Origin of the sequence: Paraburkholderia piptadeniae, from assembly GCF_900007165.1 — a bacterium.
Classification (GTDB): Bacteria; Pseudomonadota; Gammaproteobacteria; order Burkholderiales; family Burkholderiaceae; genus Paraburkholderia; species Paraburkholderia piptadeniae.
Genome location: NZ_CYGY02000024.1, coordinates 231,768 through 249,475 on the forward strand (window position 1 = coordinate 231,768; position 17,708 = coordinate 249,475).

General features: G+C 64.6%; 18 protein-coding genes. 8 read left to right on the forward strand and 10 right to left on the reverse strand.

Annotated features, from left to right (window positions below; translation table 11 throughout):
* Positions 1-15 precede the first annotated feature (15 nt).
* From rng to upp, 9 genes are all read right to left on the reverse strand, one after another.
* Positions 16-1,485 carry a ribonuclease G gene (rng, locus tag BN2476_RS12815; protein WP_087734530.1) on the reverse strand — a complete coding sequence of 490 codons (1,470 nt, stop codon included), beginning with the start codon at positions 1,483-1,485 and terminating at the stop codon, positions 16-18.
* 7 nt (positions 1,486-1,492) lie between these two features.
* Positions 1,493-2,122 (reverse strand): Maf family protein, encoded by a 630-nt coding sequence (locus BN2476_RS12820; RefSeq protein WP_087734531.1) that lies wholly within the window; start codon positions 2,120-2,122, stop codon positions 1,493-1,495.
* A 165-nt stretch (positions 2,123-2,287) separates the two neighbouring features.
* Positions 2,288-2,758 (reverse strand): 23S rRNA (pseudouridine(1915)-N(3))-methyltransferase RlmH, encoded by a 471-nt coding sequence (gene rlmH, locus BN2476_RS12825; protein WP_087734532.1) that lies wholly within the window; start codon positions 2,756-2,758, stop codon positions 2,288-2,290.
* Positions 2,759-2,834: 76 nt separating this feature from the next.
* The gene (gene rsfS, locus BN2476_RS12830; RefSeq protein WP_087734533.1) at positions 2,835-3,290 is read right to left on the reverse strand and encodes a ribosome silencing factor; all 456 of its coding nucleotides are present in this window, start codon (positions 3,288-3,290) and stop codon (positions 2,835-2,837) included.
* Positions 3,291-3,293: 3 nt separating this feature from the next.
* Positions 3,294-4,031, reverse strand: a complete 738-nt coding sequence (locus BN2476_RS12835) for a nicotinate-nucleotide adenylyltransferase (protein WP_087734534.1) — start codon at positions 4,029-4,031, stop codon at positions 3,294-3,296.
* Positions 4,032-4,094: 63 nt separating this feature from the next.
* Complete coding sequence (hemF, locus tag BN2476_RS12840) at positions 4,095-5,018, reverse strand: oxygen-dependent coproporphyrinogen oxidase (RefSeq protein WP_087734535.1); 924 nt, start codon at positions 5,016-5,018, stop codon at positions 4,095-4,097.
* A 311-nt stretch (positions 5,019-5,329) separates the two neighbouring features.
* Positions 5,330-6,607 (reverse strand): phosphoribosylamine--glycine ligase, encoded by a 1,278-nt coding sequence (gene purD, locus BN2476_RS12845; RefSeq protein WP_087734536.1) that lies wholly within the window; start codon positions 6,605-6,607, stop codon positions 5,330-5,332.
* Between the two features lie 244 nt (positions 6,608-6,851).
* The gene (locus BN2476_RS12850) at positions 6,852-7,580 is read right to left on the reverse strand and encodes a YebC/PmpR family DNA-binding transcriptional regulator (RefSeq protein WP_087734579.1); all 729 of its coding nucleotides are present in this window, start codon (positions 7,578-7,580) and stop codon (positions 6,852-6,854) included.
* 456 nt (positions 7,581-8,036) lie between these two features.
* Positions 8,037-8,687 carry a uracil phosphoribosyltransferase gene (upp, locus tag BN2476_RS12855; protein ID WP_087734537.1) on the reverse strand — a complete coding sequence of 217 codons (651 nt, stop codon included), beginning with the start codon at positions 8,685-8,687 and terminating at the stop codon, positions 8,037-8,039.
* A gap of 307 nt (positions 8,688-8,994) precedes the next feature.
* On the opposite strand from upp, the gene BN2476_RS12860 reads away from it, so the two are divergent.
* From BN2476_RS12860 to BN2476_RS12870, 3 genes are all read left to right on the forward strand, one after another.
* Positions 8,995-9,774: an SDR family oxidoreductase gene (locus BN2476_RS12860; RefSeq protein ID WP_087734538.1), complete on the forward strand. Its 780-nt coding sequence runs from the start codon at positions 8,995-8,997 to the stop codon at positions 9,772-9,774.
* An 80-nt stretch (positions 9,775-9,854) separates the two neighbouring features.
* Complete coding sequence (locus BN2476_RS12865) at positions 9,855-10,244, forward strand: methylglyoxal synthase (protein WP_087734539.1); 390 nt, start codon at positions 9,855-9,857, stop codon at positions 10,242-10,244.
* Between the two features lie 54 nt (positions 10,245-10,298).
* Positions 10,299-11,273, forward strand: coding sequence for a quinone oxidoreductase family protein (locus BN2476_RS12870; RefSeq protein WP_087734540.1), 975 nt, complete (start codon positions 10,299-10,301; stop codon positions 11,271-11,273).
* Positions 11,274-11,408: 135 nt separating this feature from the next.
* Here the strand turns inward: BN2476_RS12870 and BN2476_RS12875 are convergent, their stop codons facing one another.
* Positions 11,409-11,669 carry a hypothetical protein gene (locus BN2476_RS12875; protein WP_087734541.1) on the reverse strand — a complete coding sequence of 87 codons (261 nt, stop codon included), beginning with the start codon at positions 11,667-11,669 and terminating at the stop codon, positions 11,409-11,411.
* A gap of 638 nt (positions 11,670-12,307) precedes the next feature.
* On the opposite strand from BN2476_RS12875, the gene BN2476_RS12885 reads away from it, so the two are divergent.
* Genes BN2476_RS12885 through kdpC form a run of 5 tightly spaced genes read left to right on the forward strand, consistent with a single transcriptional unit; the run spans position 12,308 to position 17,073 of the window.
* Positions 12,308-12,421: a potassium ABC transporter ATPase gene (locus BN2476_RS12885; protein ID WP_087734543.1), complete on the forward strand. Its 114-nt coding sequence runs from the start codon at positions 12,308-12,310 to the stop codon at positions 12,419-12,421.
* Complete coding sequence (gene kdpF, locus BN2476_RS12890; RefSeq protein ID WP_087734544.1) at positions 12,418-12,510, forward strand: K(+)-transporting ATPase subunit F; 93 nt, start codon at positions 12,418-12,420, stop codon at positions 12,508-12,510. The genes BN2476_RS12885 and kdpF overlap by 4 nt, the downstream gene beginning before the upstream one ends.
* Positions 12,507-14,312, forward strand: a complete 1,806-nt coding sequence (gene kdpA, locus BN2476_RS12895; protein WP_087734545.1) for a potassium-transporting ATPase subunit KdpA — start codon at positions 12,507-12,509, stop codon at positions 14,310-14,312. Before kdpF ends, kdpA begins: the two co-directional genes overlap by 4 nt.
* Before the next feature lie 57 nt (positions 14,313-14,369).
* Positions 14,370-16,454 (forward strand): potassium-transporting ATPase subunit KdpB, encoded by a 2,085-nt coding sequence (kdpB, locus tag BN2476_RS12900; RefSeq protein ID WP_087734546.1) that lies wholly within the window; start codon positions 14,370-14,372, stop codon positions 16,452-16,454.
* Positions 16,455-16,491: 37 nt separating this feature from the next.
* Positions 16,492-17,073 (forward strand): potassium-transporting ATPase subunit KdpC, encoded by a 582-nt coding sequence (gene kdpC, locus BN2476_RS12905; RefSeq protein ID WP_087734547.1) that lies wholly within the window; start codon positions 16,492-16,494, stop codon positions 17,071-17,073.
* Positions 17,074-17,708: the final 635 nt, after the last annotated feature.

Consider the following 17,708-nt stretch of genomic DNA (forward strand, 5'->3'; position numbering starts at 1 on the left):
GGAAGGGCGATGCGGTTACATCAGCACGATGTCGTACTGCTCCTGGCTCAAATTCGACTCGACCTGCAACGACACCGGCTTGCCGATGAAATCGATCAGCATCGCCAGATGCTGGGATTCTTCCTCGAGGAACAGATCGATGACCTGCTGCGACGCGACCACGCGAAACTCGCGCGGATTGAACTGGCGCGACTCGCGCAAGATTTCGCGCAGCACGTCGTAACAGACGGTGCGCGCCGTTTTCACCTGGCCTTTGCCCTGGCAGACAGGACACGGCTCGCACAGCACGTGCGCGAGCGATTCGCGCGTGCGCTTTCTCGTCATCTCGACGAGCCCGAGCTGCGAAAAACCGTTGACCGTTACGCGCGTGCGGTCGCGCGCGAGCGCCTTCTTCAGTTCGTTGAGCACCTGGTCGCGATGCTCGGCGTTTTCCATATCGATGAAGTCGATGATGATCACGCCGCCCAGGTTGCGCAGCCGCAGTTGACGCGCGATCGTATGCGCCGCTTCGAGATTGGTCTTGAAGATGGTGTCGTCGAAATTGCGCGCGCCGACGTAGCCGCCCGTGTTGACGTCGATGGTCGTCATCGCTTCCGTCTGGTCGATCACGAGATAGCCGCCCGACTTCAGATCGACACGCCGTGACAGCGCGCGCTGGATTTCGGTTTCGATGTTGTAGAGATCGAAAAGCGGGCGCTCGCCGGTGTAGTGATGCAGCTTCGACGACACGGCCGGTGTGAACTCCGCCGCGAACTCCGCGAGCATCTGATACGTCTCGCGCGAGTCCACCTGAATGCGCGTGGTTTCGTCGTTGACGAAGTCGCGCAGCACGCGCTGCGCGAGATTCAGGTCCTGATAGAGCAGACTCGTGGCCGGCATGCGCTGCGCCTGCGAGAGTATCGTCGCCCACGTCTTGCGCAGATACGCGACATCGGCGGCCAGTTCTTCGCTCGTCGCGTCTTCGGCGATGGTGCGCACGATGTAGCCGCCTTTCTCGTCGACGGGCAGCACCGACGTCAGCCGTGCGCGCACTGCCTCGCGTTCGGCCTCGCTCTCGATCTTCTGCGAGATGCCGATATGCGGCTCCTGCGGCAGGTAGACGAGCGTGCGCCCCGCGATGCTGACCTGCGTGGAAAGCCGCGCGCCCTTCGTGCCGATCGGGTCCTTGACGACCTGGACCATCAGCGTCTGCCCTTCGAAGACGATCTTCTCGATGGGCTGATGCGGCGCCGGTTGCTGCGTTTCGCCCGCGAGCCGCGGATGCCAGATATCGGCGACATGCAGGAAGGCGGCACGTTCCAGACCGATATCGATGAACGCCGATTGCATGCCCGGCAGCACGCGCACGACCTTGCCGAGATAGACATTGCCGACCCGCCCGCGCGACAGCGTGCGTTCGACATGAAGCTCCTGCACTGCGCCCTGCTGGACTAACGCGACGCGCGTCTCCTGTGGCGTGACGTTAATCAGGATTTCTTCGTTCATGGTGTTGTTAGAAGTCGATGCGGGCCGCGCGCAGAAGGGCAGCGGTTTCAAACAATGGCAAACCCATGATACCTGAATAGGACCCGTCGATATGCTCGATAAACTCCGCCGCGCGTCCCTGAATGCCATACGCGCCTGCCTTGCCAAGCGGCTCGCCGCTGGCCGCATAGCGCCGCAGCGCATCGCTTTGCACCGCAGCAAATCGCACGCGCGATACCGACAGCGCGGGCGTCAGCAATTCTCCCAGTGCATCGACGACGGCAACGGATGTCAGCACCTCATGATCGCGGCCGGCGAGACGCGTGAGCATCGCGACGGCGTCGTCGGCATCGACGGGCTTGCCGAGAATCGCATCGTCGATCGTGACGGTTGTATCGGCAACGAGAACGGGCGCATTCGCATGGCCTCCCGCCATCAGCCGCGCGCGCGCAGCCTGCGCCTTCGCGATGCACACGCGCATCACGTAGTCGTGCGCGCGCTCGCCGGGCAGTTCGGCTTCGAGCGCTTCGGCATCTTCATCGGGGCGCGGCAGCAGCAGTTCGAAGCGCACGCCGAGTTGGGTCAGCAATTCCTGACGGCGCGGGCTTTGCGACGCGAGATAAACGAACGGCCAGGCAGCGGCGGACGGAGTGGACATGGATCGGTATTCAACGGAAAGAGAAGGGTGCGGCTACGGCAATGCAAAGCGGACGACAGGTGGTGAGCGTAACAGACGAGATCGGCGCCGCGCACCTGGCCGTTCGGCCAGGTTGCGCCCGACGATGCGCGGCCGGAAGATGGCCAGCATGTTCAGACCCGAGGTTCAGGCCCGATGATACGGATGATTCTGCGTGATGGTCCACGCGCGATACAACTGTTCGGCAAGCAGCACGCGGACCATCGCGTGCGGCAGCGTGAGGCTCGACACGCGCAGCATCATGTCGGCGCGCGCCTTCAGTTCCGGGTCGAGCCCGTCGGCACCGCCGATCAGAAACGCGACGTCGCGTCCGTCCTGCTGCCATGCGGGCAGCGCGTTCGCGAGCTGCATCGTGGTCCAGTCCTTGCCGCGTTCGTCGAGCGCAACGATGCGCGCGTTCTTCGGCAGCGCGGCTTCGATCTTCTGCCGCTCGGCAGCCATCACGCTCTCGGCGGAGCGTCCCGACGAGCGTTGCTCGGGCTTGATCTCACGCAGTTCGATGCGCAGCTCGGGCGGCATGCGCTTCGCGTACTCGTCGAAGCCCGTCGCGATCCAGTCGGGCATCTTGTGGCCGACAGCGAGGATATGCAGTTTCATCGTCGGGATTGCGCCGGATCAGATGGGCGCGCAGCCGGGAGCGTGGTCCACGGCTCGAACTGCGCCAGCGCCGCGCTCACGAGCGGCGGCGTGCGGGTGCTTTGCGTGCGGGGCGCGCGACGGGTGCTTCTTCTTCGTCTTCATCGTCGATCGGTTCCGATGGACGGGCACCGCCGAACGGATTCGGCGCGGACAGCTTCACGCGCACTGGCTTGTCGCCCCAGATCTCTTCGAGGTTGTAGTACTGGCGCAGCGCCGGTTGCAGGATGTGCACGACGGCATCGCCGCAATCGACCAGCACCCATTCGCCGATGTCTTCGCCTTCCGTGCTGACGATGTCGCCGCCCGCTTCCTTCACTTTCTCGCGCACGCTGGAGGCGAGGGCCTTGGTCTGCCGGTTCGACGTGCCGCTTGCGACGATCACGCGGTCGAACAGTTCGGTCAGGTGGCTGGTGTTGAACACCCGAATGTCTTGCGCCTTCACGTCTTCGAGTCCGTCGACGATCGCGCGTTGCAGCTTGCGTATATCCATGGTTTACCGGTGGTACAGATGATGTTGAACAATATAGTCCCACACTGCGGCGGGGACATGACTCTGCGCGGACAGGGCAGTGCCGTTCGTGGCGCCTGCGGCGCCGTCCGCGTGGTTTTCGAGCGATGCTCGCAGGTGCGCGCGGATGTCGGTCGCCGACACATCGAAGGCCAGCGACGTGTCGATCAGCAGATGACCGGACGGCGTCGCCTGCAGAACGCCCGCGCTGGCGGCGCGCTGCGCGATCGTCGCGGCGACGGCGGGCGGTACGGCCGTCACGTCGAAGCCGGGGCGCGTCGCGGCGGCGATATGCGCATAGTCGAACAGGCGCTGCCAGTCGTGCCACGTATCGAGCCGCACCAGTTGATCCGCGCCGATCAGCAGCGCAATCGACGCATCGGCGCCTTCGCGTTCCCGCCAGCGCTGCAGCGTATCGACCGTATACGTGGGGCCTTCGTGCCGGATTTCATCCGTCGCGACGCTGACGCTCACGCCCGGCAGCTTCAGCGACGAAGCGGCGGCGCGCGTCATCGCGAGCCGATGTTCGGCCGCCGACACGTCCGCTTTCTGCCAGGGCTGCCCAGCCGGCATCAGCACGAGTTCGGTCAGCTTCAGCGCGTCGGCGAAACGTCGCGCGAGCGCGAGATGGCCGTCGTGGATCGGATCGAACGTGCCGCCGAGTATCCCGATGCGGCGGCGCAGCGCCCCTCGCGAGGCGGCGTGTTGAGCGGTCGGATTCAGTTGCGGTTCCTTTGCCTGTCGGTTGGAGCGGGTGACGTACGGGTAGCGGGGCGGCGGCGCGCGTCAGACCCACTCGCGCGCCACGAGAAAATCGCTATACAGGCGCGCTTCCGGCGTGCCCGGCTCGGGCTGCCAGTTGTAGCGCCAGTTCACGACGGGCGGCATCGACATCAGGATCGACTCGGTGCGGCCGCCGCTTTGCAGGCCGAACAGGGTGCCACGGTCGAACACGAGGTTGAATTCGACGTAGCGGCCACGCCGGTACGCCTGGAAATCGCGCTCAGCTTCGCCGTATGCGATGTCGCGGCGTTTCTCGATGATGGGCATGTACGCGTTCAGAAACGCGTCGCCGACGCTCTTGACCATCGCAAACGACTGCTCGAAGTCGGGCTCCGCGTAGTCGTCGAAGAAAATCCCGCCGATGCCGCGCGGCTCGTTGCGATGCTTCAGGAAGAAGTAGTCGTCGCACCAGCGCTTGAAGCGCGGGTACAGGTCGTCGCCGTACGGTTGCAGCGCGTCGCGGCACACGCGGTGAAAATGCCGTGCGTCTTCTTCGAAGCCGTAGTAGGGCGTGAGGTCCATGCCGCCGCCGAACCAGAACACGGGCGCTTCGCCCGCCTTGGTCGCAACCAGCAGCCGCACGTTCATGTGCACCGTCGGGCAGTACGGGTTGCGCGGATGCAGCACCATTGACACGCCCATTGCTTCGAAGCCGCGTCCCGTCAGCTGCGGACGCAGCGCGCTGGCCGAGCCCGGCAGCGCGTCGCCTTGCACGTCCGAAAAGCCGATGCCTGCACGCTCGAAAAACTGGCCGCCTTCGAGGATGCGCGTGCAGCCGCCGCCGCGCAGCTTGTCGCCGGGCGCGCGCTGCCAGCTGTCGGTGGCGAGCGGCCTGCCGTCGAACGCGCCGAGCGCGTCGGCGATCTTAGTCTGCAAACCTTGCATCCAGGCCCGGACGGCGTTGGCGTCGTGAATCGAATCGGTCATATGGCTGGGGCGCGGCGCGTCTAAACGCTGGCGCGGTCGAAATTCAATGGAACTGCACTAGGACTTCATTGGGCCTACATCGGGCCGTCAGCGGCGGGCGCCCAGGTTGTCGCCGAACCGGGCAGGCGGAGCACAGCCTGTTGTCGATTACAGATGCCGCTGCAAGTTTCAAGTGTAGCGCCGGTGCGGCCGGACGATCCGGAAAGGGCCAGAAGCGGCCCGAACCCGATCAGGATCGAACGGCCCCGCAGGGCCGTGCACGGGCGAGCTTGCAGCGCCGGTGAAGCGCGTGCTCGCCAGGACAGGCAGGCTCAGCTGTGCTTGCGGCTGGCCGCGCGATAACCGATGTCGCGGCGATATTGCATGCCGTCGAACGAGATGTGGTTGATCGCTTCGTACGCGACCGACTGCGCGCTGCGCACCGAATCCGCCAGACCCACGACGCACAGCACACGCCCGCCCGACGTCGTCAGCTTGCCGTCCGCGAGCGTCGTACCGGCGTGGAACGTGATGGCGTCGGCGGTTTCCGGCGGAATGCCGCTGATGAAATCGCCCTTGCGCGGCGCGTCCGGATAGTGGTGCGCGGCCAGCACGACGCCCAGCGCCGTGCGGCGATCCCATTCGAGCTCCACCGTATCGAGCGTGCCCGCGATCGCGGCTTCGACGACCTTCGAGAAGTCGCCCTTCAGGCGCGCCATGATCGGCTGCGTTTCCGGGTCGCCCATCCGGCAGTTGAATTCGAGCGTCTTCGGGTTGCCTTGCGCGTCGATCATCAGGCCGGCGTACAGGAAGCCCGTGAAGCGGATGCCTTCCTGCTCCATGCCGCGCACGGTCGGCAGGATGATTTCACGCATCACGCGCGCGTGCATTTGCGGCGTGACGATGGGGGCGGGCGAGTACGCGCCCATGCCGCCCGTGTTCGGGCCCTGATCGCCGTCGAGCAGGCGCTTGTGATCCTGGCTCGACGCGAGCGGCAGCACGTGCTTGCCGTCGACCATCACGATGAAGCTCGCTTCCTCGCCGGCGAGGAACTCTTCGATCACCACGCGCGCGCCCGCATCGCCGAGCTTGTTGTCCGAGAGCATCATGTCGACGGCGGCGTGCGCTTCTTCCAGCGTCTGCGCGACGACCACGCCCTTGCCGGCCGCGAGGCCGTCGGCCTTGATGACGATGGGCGCGCCCTTGGCGTCGATGTATGCGTGCGCGGCCGCGACGTCCGAGAAGGTTTCGTATTCGGCCGTCGGAATCGCATGGCGCTTCATGAACGCCTTCGCGAAGTCCTTCGAGCTTTCGAGCTGCGCGGCCTCGCGCGTCGGGCCGAAGATTTTCAGGCCGCGCGCGCGGAAGATGTTGACGATGCCTGCCGCGAGCGGCTGCTCCGGACCGACGAGCGTGAACGCAATCTGCTCCTGCTCGACGAAGTCGGCGAGCGCGTTCGGGTCGGTGATGCCGACGTTGCGCAGACGGTCGTCCTGCGCGGTGCCGCCGTTGCCGGGCGCGACGTAGACGAGCTGGATGCGCGGCGACTGCGCGAGCTTCCATGCGAGCGCATGTTCGCGACCGCCGGAACCGACGACGAGTAACTTCATGTGATTCCCCGAATACTAAAAACCGTGAGCGGCCTGCGCAGCGGCGCGAGCCGTGGATATCTGCCTCTACCTTCGCACAACGCGAATGCCACACCTGTGATGCAGGCAACGGAGCGGGGCAATGTGGCGGAAATCGCCTGGATGCCGTGCGGGCGGTGCGCGCCTCGCGCCATGCAAGTGCGCCGCAAGTGGAGTGGGGAGCGCCGCAACGGCCCGGACAGGGGCGGCGCGCTCACCGTCGGCCTCACTCGTCGGCGATTGCCGCGTTTGTATAGACCTCCTGCACGTCGTCCAGATTTTCCAGCGCGTCGAGCAGCTTCTGCATCTTGATGGCGTCGTCGCCTGTGAACTCGACTTCCGTCTGTGGCTTCATCGTCACTTCCGCGAGTTCCGCCTTGAAGCCGGCGGCTTCGAGCGCGGTCTTGACCTTCGGGAAATCGTTCGGCGGGCAGATCACTTCGATGCTGCCGTCGTCGTTCGTGACGACGTCGTCGGCGCCCGCTTCGAGCGCGGCTTCCATCAGCTTGTCTTCGGGCGTGCCGGGTGCGAACAGGAACTGGCCGACGTGATCGAACATGAACGACACCGAGCCGTCCGTGCCCATGTTGCCGCCGAACTTCGAGAACGCGTGGCGCACTTCCGCGACGGTGCGGGTGCGGTTGTCCGTCATCGTGTCGACGATGATGGCCGCGCCGCCGATGCCGTAGCCTTCGTAGCGGATTTCCTCGTAGCTCGCGCCGTCGACGCCGCCCACTCCGCGCTGGATCGCGCGGTTGACGTTGTCCTTCGGCATGTTGGCGTCGTATGCCTTGTCGACGGCGAGCCGCAGACGCGGGTTCGAGTCGATGTCGCCTCCGCCCATGCGCGCCGCGACCTGGATTTCCTTGATGAGCCGCGTCCAGATCTTGCCTTTCTTGGCATCGGCCGCTGCTTTTTTATGCTTGATGTTGGCCCATTTCGAATGACCCGCCATACGTTTCTCCGTCGCGCGCGCCAGCGGGGCGCACGCATAGTGCATTAGTCGTTGCGATTTCGGGCGGCGGTGCAGATTCGCGCTCGCGCCTCGATGTCAGTCTGGTCGCACCCTGAAACGCGCCGGAATGGCGCCGTGAAAGCGCGCGGGATCGACGGAAGCGGCCAAAGCGCCGCAGTTGGCGTCGTCAGTACAGTAGCCGGTGAAGGCGCAAACCGGGGTAGGAATGCCGCAAAGCGATGCCAGCAGGGTGAGCTGCCCGTTCAATGGGCAGAGTGCGATTTTATCATGCCGGGGGCCCGCCTCTGAAGGGGCGGGAAGCGGATTCGCGCGGGGCGGCACGAGCCTGTCCTTGCCGTGCCGCCCCGGTAGGCGCTGTCTGTTAGCGCGCTGTCAGCAGATTTCCTCAGCCGCTGTGTCAGCGCCTGTTGTCAGCCGCTTTGTCAGTGGCTTTCGTCAGTTCTTTGTGCCGAACAGCCGGTCGCCCGCGTCGCCGAGACCGGGAATGATGTACGCATGCTCGTTCAGGTGCGAATCGAGCGACGCGACGTACAGCTTCACGTCCGGATGCGCGTTCTGGAACACCTGAACGCCTTCTGGCGCGGCGACGAGCGCGAGGAACGAGATGTTCTCGCCCGCGACGCCGCGGCGCTTCAGCACGTCGATCGCGTGCACGGCCGAGTAGCCCGTCGCGACCATCGGATCGCACAGAATGAAGATGCGGTCCTCGAGATCGGGCAGGCGCACCAGATACTCGACGGGACGGTGAGCGTCGTCGCGATACACGCCGATATGGCCGACGCGCGCCGACGGAATCAGTTCGAGCAGCCCGTCCGACATGCCGACGCCCGCGCGCAGCACGGGCACGATCGCGAGCTTCTTGCCGGCGATCACGGGCGCGTCGATGTCGACGAGCGGCGTGCTCACGCGGCGGGTCGTCATCGGCAGGTTGCGGGTGATTTCATAGCCCATCAGCAGCGTGATCTCGCGCAGCAGCTCGCGGAACGTCCGTGTGGACGTGTCGCGGTCGCGCATGTGCGACAGCTTGTGCTGGATCAGCGGGTGATCGAGGATGAAGAGATTGGGAAAACGGCTGTCCTGAGTCATGACGTGGCGCCTCGCGGCGGTAAATGGGCTGTGCAGTCGATGGAGCGGCGCGGCGTTTCGCGGCCCCGATTTCGCGGCCCCGTATCGTGCGACGGAGGGCGACGGGGGCGGCGTGCGCGTGCGCCATGGCTGCGAGTTTACCGGAAGGGTGGCGGAAAGAGACTGGAGATTGTGGAAAGCGATCGAAGCAGGACGGAAGCGACGTCCGGCAGCGCCGCGTCGATTCTTCTAGAATCGGGGGACAGTTGACCGACCGCGAGCGCGACGCGTCCGCACGCATCGCGCGCATGACAAAAGGAAAAAGCACATGGATCTGGGAATCGCAGGAAAGAGCGCGCTGGTTTGCGCAGCGAGCAAGGGACTGGGACGCGGCTGCGCCGAGGCGCTGGCGGCGGAGGGCGTGAACGTGACGATCGTCGCGCGCACGGTGCAAACGCTCGAAGCGACGGCGGCCGATATCCGCGCGAAGGCGGGCGTCGACGTGAAGGCCGTGGCGTGCGACATCACCACGCCCGAAGGCCGTGCGGCGGCGCTCGCCGCGTGTCCGCAGCCGGACATCCTCGTCAACAACGCGGGCGGTCCGCCGCCCGGCGACTTCCGCAACTTCACGCACGACGACTGGATTCGCGCGCTCGAAGGGAACATGCTCACGCCGATCGAGCTGATCCGCGCGACCATCGACGGCATGATCTCGCGCGGCTTCGGCCGCGTCGTCAACATCACGAGTTCGTCGGTGAAGGCGCCCATCGACGTGCTCGGCCTGTCGAACGGCGCGCGCTCGGGCTTGACGGGCTTCGTCGCGGGTGTCGCGCGCAAGGTCGCGCCGCACGGCGTGACGATCAACAACCTGCTGCCGGGGCTGTTCGACACGGACCGCATCGCCGTGACGTTCGAGGCGTCGGCGAAATCGCAGAACATTTCCGTCGACGAAGCACGCGAGCAGCGCATGGCGACGATTCCCGCGCGCCGCTTCGGCACGCCCGACGAATTCGGCCGCGCGTGCGCGTTCCTGTGCAGCGTGCACGCGGGCTATATCACCGGGCAGAACTGGCTGCTCGATGGCGGCGCTTATCCCGGCACGTTCTGAGCGGGCCGCGCGTGCCTTCGCAAACGCAACGACAACAACGACGACACCGACCATAACGACAACGCAAGAGGAGCAATGGCATGACAACACGCGTCGCGCTGATCGCGCACGATCACAAGAAGGACGACATCGTCAGGCTGGCGGGCGAATACGTCGACACGCTCGCTCGCTGCGAGCTGATCGCCACGGGCACGACGGGCTCGCGCATCGCCGATGCGCATGGGCTTAAGGTCGAGCGGATGCTGTCCGGCCCGCATGGAGGCGATCTGCAGATCGGCGCGCAACTCGCCGAAGGACGGGTCGACGTGGTGATCTTTTTGCGCGACCCGATGACGCCGCAGCCGCACGAACCGGACATCAACGCGCTCGTGCGCGCGTGCGACGTCCACAACGTGCCGTGCGCGACGAACATCTCGACCGCGCGAATGATCCTCGCTGATCTGACACTGCGTTTTTCGCAGCAGGTCTGACGGCGTCGTCCGCGTTCATTCAAGGCAGGCATCACGAACGAATCTGGAGAGAAGATGGTCAAGGCAATTCGATTCGACAAGACGGGCGGCCCCGAAGTGATGAAGTGGGTCGATGTCGAGGTGGGCGAGCCGGGTAACGGCGAAATCCGCATCAGGCAGCATGCGGTCGGCCTCAACTATATCGACGTGTATTTCCGCACGGGCCTGTATCCGTTGCCGTTGCCGGGCGGGCTCGGCATGGAGGCGGCGGGCGAGGTGGTCGCCGTCGGCGCGGGCGTGACGGACCTGAAGGCGGGCGATCGCGTCGCGTATGTCGCGCGGCCGCCGGGCGCGTATGCGCAGGAGCGCGTGCTGCCCGCCGCACAGGTCGTGAAGCTGCCGGATGCAATCGGTTATGAAGAGGCTGCGTCGGTGATGCTGCAAGGGCTGACGGCGCAATACCTGTTGCGCCGCACGTACCCGGTGAAGGCAGGCGACACGATCCTGATCCAGGCCGCTGCGGGCGGCGTCGGCCTGCTCGTGTGCCAGTGGGCGAAGGCACTGGGTGCGACGGTGATCGGCACGGTCGGTTCCGACGAGAAGGCGGCCATCGCGAAGGCCCACGGCTGCGATCATCCGATCGTCTATACACGCGAGAACTTCACGAAGCGCGTGCGCGAGATCACGAACGGCGCGGGCGTGCCCGTCGTGTACGACTCGATCGGCAAGGATACGTTTACGGCTTCGCTCGATTGCCTTGCGCCGCTGGGCATGTTCGTGAGCTTCGGCAATGCGTCGGGCCCGCTGCCGCCGATCGATTCGTCGGAATTCGCCGGGCGCGGCTCGCTGTTCTTCACGCGGCCCACGCTCTTTACGTACATCGGCAAGCGCAGCGACTACGACGCGATGGCGGGCGAGCTGTTCGACGTGATCGCGTCGGGCAAGGTCAAGACGAGCATCAATCAGCGCTACGCCCTCGCCGATGTGGGCAAGGCGCACGCGGATCTGGAAGCGCGCAGGACGACGGGGTCGACGGTTTTGCTGCCGTAAGGGCGGCTCGCTCGAAGAAAGGCCGCTTCACGCACGGCGTGAAGCGGCCTTTTCTGTTACCTGGGCGATGACACGACAAAGCCGCCCTCATAAGGGGCAGCTTTGTCGGTTATGGGCGCGGATATTCTTGCGGCCTCACTCTTCGGCCGGGGTGAGCTTCACGAATGGCTTCAGGCCGGGATTCGACAGCGCGAGCAGATTGAGCGTCGCGCCGCCGAACCGGCGAGCGAATTCATCATCGAAAGCGTTGTTGTAGTCTGCCGCCGGCAGTTCCAGTGGGAATTGACGTTGTGTGACCGCAAGTACTCGTTCGACCTCAAGCGTGTAGGAAACGAGCGCCTGTTTTTCATCCGACCACATGATTACCACGCACTTCTTGTCCGGGTGATTCGCCATCAATAGCCTCTGCATTCCTGATAGTTCATAAATGCGCGCTGCGAGCAGGCGTCCATGAAACGCTGTCCGCCCATTGCGCTTCGATATGCCGTGCATTCGTCGACGTCGCGCTCATATTGCGCAAAGCATCTAGCCTCTCGTTCTTCACTCACGCCGCGCGCCGCGATGTCTTGCGCGTCATCGCTTACGGCGTCTTCGCTGTATTCAAACGGCGGCGCATCACCGAGCGGTGTCGAAGTGCCGTCGTCAGTATCAGCGCCGTCCGCCAGGGACATGAAGGCTGTTGTAGCTCATAAGCAAGGTCTATAGGTCTGCCGGGTTGTGGGCGAGACGCGTTGTCCGTCGAACACATGAGGAATGCCCGCGCTCGCCGTATTCCGGCACAGCCGCACATAAGACGCATTGTGCTCACGAGCATCGCTGGAGGAGCAAAGCATCGTACGCAAATGGCCCGCGTCCGACTGTCATGTTTTGTCAACATCGACGCCTCTGACCGGAGTCGGCCCCCGCGTCCGCGATCTGCCGCGCGATATTCGTTTACGCCATTTTTATACCCATCAACAAACCTTTGACCAGCCCTTTACGCCGATCGGCATAACGTTGCGTGCATCCATCGCCCAACATTTGGAGAACATGAAATGGATGTGCTGTACGTCGGGGGCATCGCGCTTTTTGCTGCGCTGACCTTTGGTTTGATCGCCGGATGCGAGCGGCTCACACGCTATAGCCGCGGTCAGGGAGCGCGCTCATGATCTGGATCCTCTGGCTATCGGGGGCGGCGACCGCGCTGCTCTTCGTTTACCTCGTCTATGCGCTGCTGCGCGCGGAGGACATTGAATGAACTTCAACAATGTCCTGCAGCCGGCGATCTTCATCGTCGTGCTGCTTGCGGCGGCCGTGCCCGTCGCGCGCTATCTGACGCACGTGATGGACGGCACGTCGCGCGTCGTCAAACTGGGCGGACCGCTCGAGCGTCTGCTGTATCGCATCGCGGGCGTCGATCCGGCGCACGAAATGGGCTGGAAGCAGTACGCGATCGCCACGATCGCGTTCAACGTATTGGGCCTCGTGTTCCTGTACGTGCTGCTGCGCGTGCAGGGCTGGCTGCCCGGCAACCCGCAGCAGTTTGGCGCGATGACCGTCGACGGCGCGTTCAACACGGCCGTCAGCTTCGTCACCAACACGAACTGGCAGGATTACTCGCCGGAGCAGACGGTCGGCTATCTGACGCAGATGCTCGGCCTCACCGTGCAGAACTTCCTGTCGGCGGCGACGGGCATCGTCGTCGTGATCGCGCTGGTGCGCGGCTTCGCGCGTCACACCGCGCAGACCATCGGCAACTTCTGGGTCGACATGACGCGCGTGACGCTTTACGTGCTGCTGCCGATGTCGGCGATCATCGCGGCGCTGCTGATGAGCCAGGGCGTGATCCAGAACTTCGAGTCCTATCAGGAAGTGCCGACGCTGCAAACCACCACGTATCAGGCGCCGAAAACGGACGCGCAAGGCAATGCAGTGAAGGACGCGAAGGGCAACCCCGTGATGGTCGATACGCCCGTCAAGTCGCAGACCATCGCGATGGGTCCCGTCGCGACGCAGGAAGCGATCAAGATGCTCGGCACGAATGGCGGCGGCTTCTTCAACGGCAACTCCGCGCATCCGTACGAGAACCCGACGCCGTTCTCGAACTTCGTGGAGATCTTCTCGATTCTGATCATTCCGGCCGCGCTGTGTCTCGTGTTCGGCCGCATGATCGGCGACCGCAAGCAGGGCGTCGCCGTGCTCGCGGTGATGACGATCGCGTTCGCCGTGTGCATCGCGGGCGAGATCGGCGCGGAGCAGAGCGGCAATCCCCTCTTCACGACGCTGCACGTCGATCAATCCGCGAGCGCGCTGCAACCGGGCGGCAACATGGAAGGCAAGGAAACGCGTCTCGGCATCGCGCAGTCGGGCATCTTCACGGTCGCGACGACGGCGGCTTCGTGCGGCGCCGTCGCCAACACGCACGACTCGTTGACGCCGCTCGGCGGCCTCGTGCCGATGCTCCTAATGCAGCTCGGCGAAGTGATCTTCGGCGGCGTGGGCTCGGGTCTGTACGGGATGCTTGTGTTCGCGATGCTCGCGGTGTTCGTCGCGGGGCTGATGATCGGCCGCACGCCTGAATACGTCGGCAAGAAGATCGAAGCGTACGAGATGAAGATGGTGTCGATCGTCGTGCTGCTGACGCCGCTGCTGGTGCTCGTCGCGACGTCGATTGCCGTGCTCACCGATGCGGGCAAGGCAGGCATCGCGAATCCTGGCGCGCATGGCTTCTCGGAAATTCTCTATGCGTTCAGCTCGGCAGCCAACAACAACGGCAGCGCATTCGCGGGTCTCACTGTGAGCACGCCGTTCTACAACTGGCTCACCGCGATTGCGATGTGGTTCGGCCGCTTCGGCACGATCATTCCGGTGCTCGCGATTGCAGGCTCGCTCGCGGCGAAGAAGCGTATCGCAGTGACGGGCGGCACGCTGCCGACGCACGGCCCGCTCTTCGTCGTGCTGCTGCTCGGCACGGTGCTGCTGGTCGGCGCGCTGACGTACGTGCCCGCGCTCGCGCTCGGCCCCGGCGTCGAACATCTGATGATGATCGCGGGCCATTGAGGACTGCATGTGCCACAAGAAAGCCGCACAAAACAGGCGAAGCAATTAGAGGAAGAAATGACTGACCATTCCGCTACGCGGTCCATGTTCGATCCGGCGCTCGTGCGCCCGGCGATCGTGGACTCGTTCAAGAAACTCAAACCGCACACGCAGTTCCGCAATCCGGTGATGTTCTGCGTGTACGTCGGCAGCATCCTGACGACGATCCTCTGGATCGCCGCGCTCAACGGCCAGGCCGAGGCGCCCGCGGGCTTCATTCTCGCGGTGTCGCTGTGGCTGTGGTTCACGGTGCTGTTCGCGAACTTCGCCGAAGCGCTCGCCGAAGGGCGCTCAAAAGCGCAGGCGGCTTCGCTGCGCAGCGCGAAGAAAGACGTGATGGCGAAGAAGCTCAACGAGCCGCATCCGAAGTCGCCGATCCGCATCATGACGGCGTCCGATCTGCGCCGCGGCGACGTCGTGCTCGTCGAGACGGGCGACACGATTCCCGCCGACGGCGAAGTGATCGAAGGCGTCGCGTCCGTCGACGAATCGGCGATCACGGGCGAATCCGCGCCCGTGATCCGCGAGTCGGGCGGCGACTTCTCGTCGGTGACGGGCGGCACGCGCGTGCTGTCGGACTGGATCGTCGTAAAGGTGACGGCCAATCCGGGCGAAGCGTTCCTCGATCGCATGATCGCGATGGTCGAAGGCGCGAAGCGTCAGAAGACGCCGAACGAAATCGCGCTGACCATTCTGCTCGTCGCGCTGACCATTGTTCTGCTGCTCGCGACCGCGACGCTCTTGCCGTTCTCGATGTTCTCCGTCGAAGCGGCGAAAGCGGGGCACGTGGTGACGATCACCGCGCTCGTCGCGTTGCTCGTCTGCCTGATTCCGACGACGATCGGCGGCCTGTTGTCCGCGATCGGCGTGGCGGGCATGAGCCGCATGATGCAGGCGAACGTGATCGCGACGTCGGGCCGCGCCGTCGAAGCCGCGGGCGACGTCGATGTGCTGCTGCTCGACAAGACGGGCACGATCACGCTCGGCAATCGCCAGGCGTCCGCCTTCATTCCCGCGTCGGGCGTGACGGAAGAAGCGCTCGCCGATGCCGCGCAACTGTCGTCCCTTTCCGACGAAACGCCGGAAGGCCGCAGCATCGTTGTGCTCGCGAAACAGCGCTTCAATATTCGCCAGCGCGACATGGCGATGCTGCATCCCGTCTTTCTCGCGTTCAGCGCGCAGACGCGCATGAGCGGCGTCGATCTGCCTGGCCGCGAAATCCGCAAGGGCGCAGCGGACGCCGTGAAGCATTACGTCGAAGCGCACGGCGGCCATTTCCCCGCCGATGTGTCGAACGCGGTGTCGGACGTCGCGCGTCGCGGCAGCACGCCGCTCGTGGTGGCTGAGAAGGGCGAAGGCGCCGCGCGGGTGCTCGGCGTGATCGAGCTGAAGGACGTGGTGAAGGGCGGCATCAAGGAGCGCTTCGCCGAGTTGCGCAAGATGGGCATCAAGACCGTGATGGTGACGGGCGACAACCGGCTGACGGCTGCGGCGATCGCAGCGGAAGCGGGCGTCGACGATTTCCTCGCGGAAGCGACGCCGGAGACCAAGCTCGCGACGATTCGCGCGCATCAAGGCGAAGGTCGGCTCGTCGCGATGACGGGCGACGGCACCAACGATGCCCCCGCGCTCGCGCAGGCCGATGTCGCCGTTGCGATGAACACGGGGACGCAGGCCGCGAAGGAAGCGGGCAACATGGTCGACCTCGATTCGAATCCGACCAAGCTGATCGAGATCGTCGAGATCGGCAAGCAGATGCTGATGACGCGCGGCTCGCTCACGACGTTCTCGATGGCGAACGACGTCGCGAAGTACTTCGCGATCATTCCGGCGGCATTCGCGACGACGTACCCGGCGCTCAACGCGCTCAACGTGATGCATCTGGCGACGCCCACGTCCGCGATCATGTCCGCCGTGATCTTCAACGCGCTGATCATCGTGCTGCTGATTCCGCTCGCGCTCAAAGGCGTGAAGTACCGGCCGCTCGGCGCGGCGATCCTGTTGCGCCGCAATCTGCTGATCTACGGTCTGGGCGGCATCATCGTGCCGTTCTTTGGGATCAAGCTGATCGACATGGTGCTGGCCGCATTCGGCTGGGTCTGATGCGCGCGATGACAGACAGATAAAAGGAAGCTGAATCATGAAATCGCTTTTCCGCCCGATGCTCGTGATCTTCGTCGTACTGACGGCGCTCACGGGTCTCGCATATCCCGCCGTGATGACGGCGTTCGGCCAGGCCGTCTTTCACGACAAGGCCAACGGCAGCCTGATCGAGCACGACGGCAAGGTGGTCGGCTCGCGGCTGATCGGCCAGCAGTTCGACGCGCCGCAGTACTTCTGGGGCCGCCTGTCGGCGACGACGCCGATGCCGTACAACGCGCAAGGCTCGAGTGGCTCGAACCTCGGCCCGATCAACCCGGCGCTCGCCGATGAAGCCAAAGGGCGTCTGGATGCATTGAAGGCAGCGGGCCACATGCCCGCGAACACGGCCGTTCCCGTCGATCTGGTGACGTCGTCGGGCAGCGGCCTCGATCCGGAGATTTCGCCTGCCGCGGCCGCATATCAGGTCGAGCGCGTGGCGGCGGCGCGCAAGATGAACGCGAACGATGTTGCGGCGCTTGTTGACCGCTATACGCGCGGTCGTCAGTTTGGTTTGTTCGGCGAGGCGCGGGTGAATGTGCTCGAGTTGAACCTCGCGCTCGATGAGGCGCAGCACGGCTGATCAAGTCTGCGACGGCCCTGCTTTTGCCTTTACGTTGGCATCCGCGATGCGGTTTTGTCTGCGACGGATTTTGTTTTTGCTTGCTTCGCTTGCCGCTGGCATCCGCGATTGCGCCTCGCGGCGCGGGCGTTGCCCCTGTGCGGGGCGGCACCTACTCTTCTTTGCCGCGGCAAAGAAGAGTAGGCAGAAGAAAGCCGCTCACACCGCCAGTCCTTGACCTTTACCCACGGGCTCTCAACGGCCCCACGCTTCGCACACCGGTGTGCTGGCTTATGTAGTTGCCAACGTGCTGGCTAAACGCCTCACCCGCTTCATGCACGTGTGGCACGGCTAAGGGTATCGAACGTTTCAGCGCCGCATGTCGGTAGTGAATGTGGGTTGCTGTGTTGTACAGGGCAACGCCCGCAATCTGTGGCGTATCGAGTAGCGAAAGTTTCCCGTGCGGCGCGAATGCCTATACATAGTTTGCCGCAAAGGGGCACAGGACTGTTCGATGTCGCAAGCCGCAATTCGGGTGCACGATGCAGGTGATGCGTTTGACTAGTGCGCTGGCAACGAACATGGGCCAGCATACTGCCGCGTGAAGTATGGGGACGTCGAGAGCCCGTGGGTAAATGTCAAGCACTGGCGGTGTG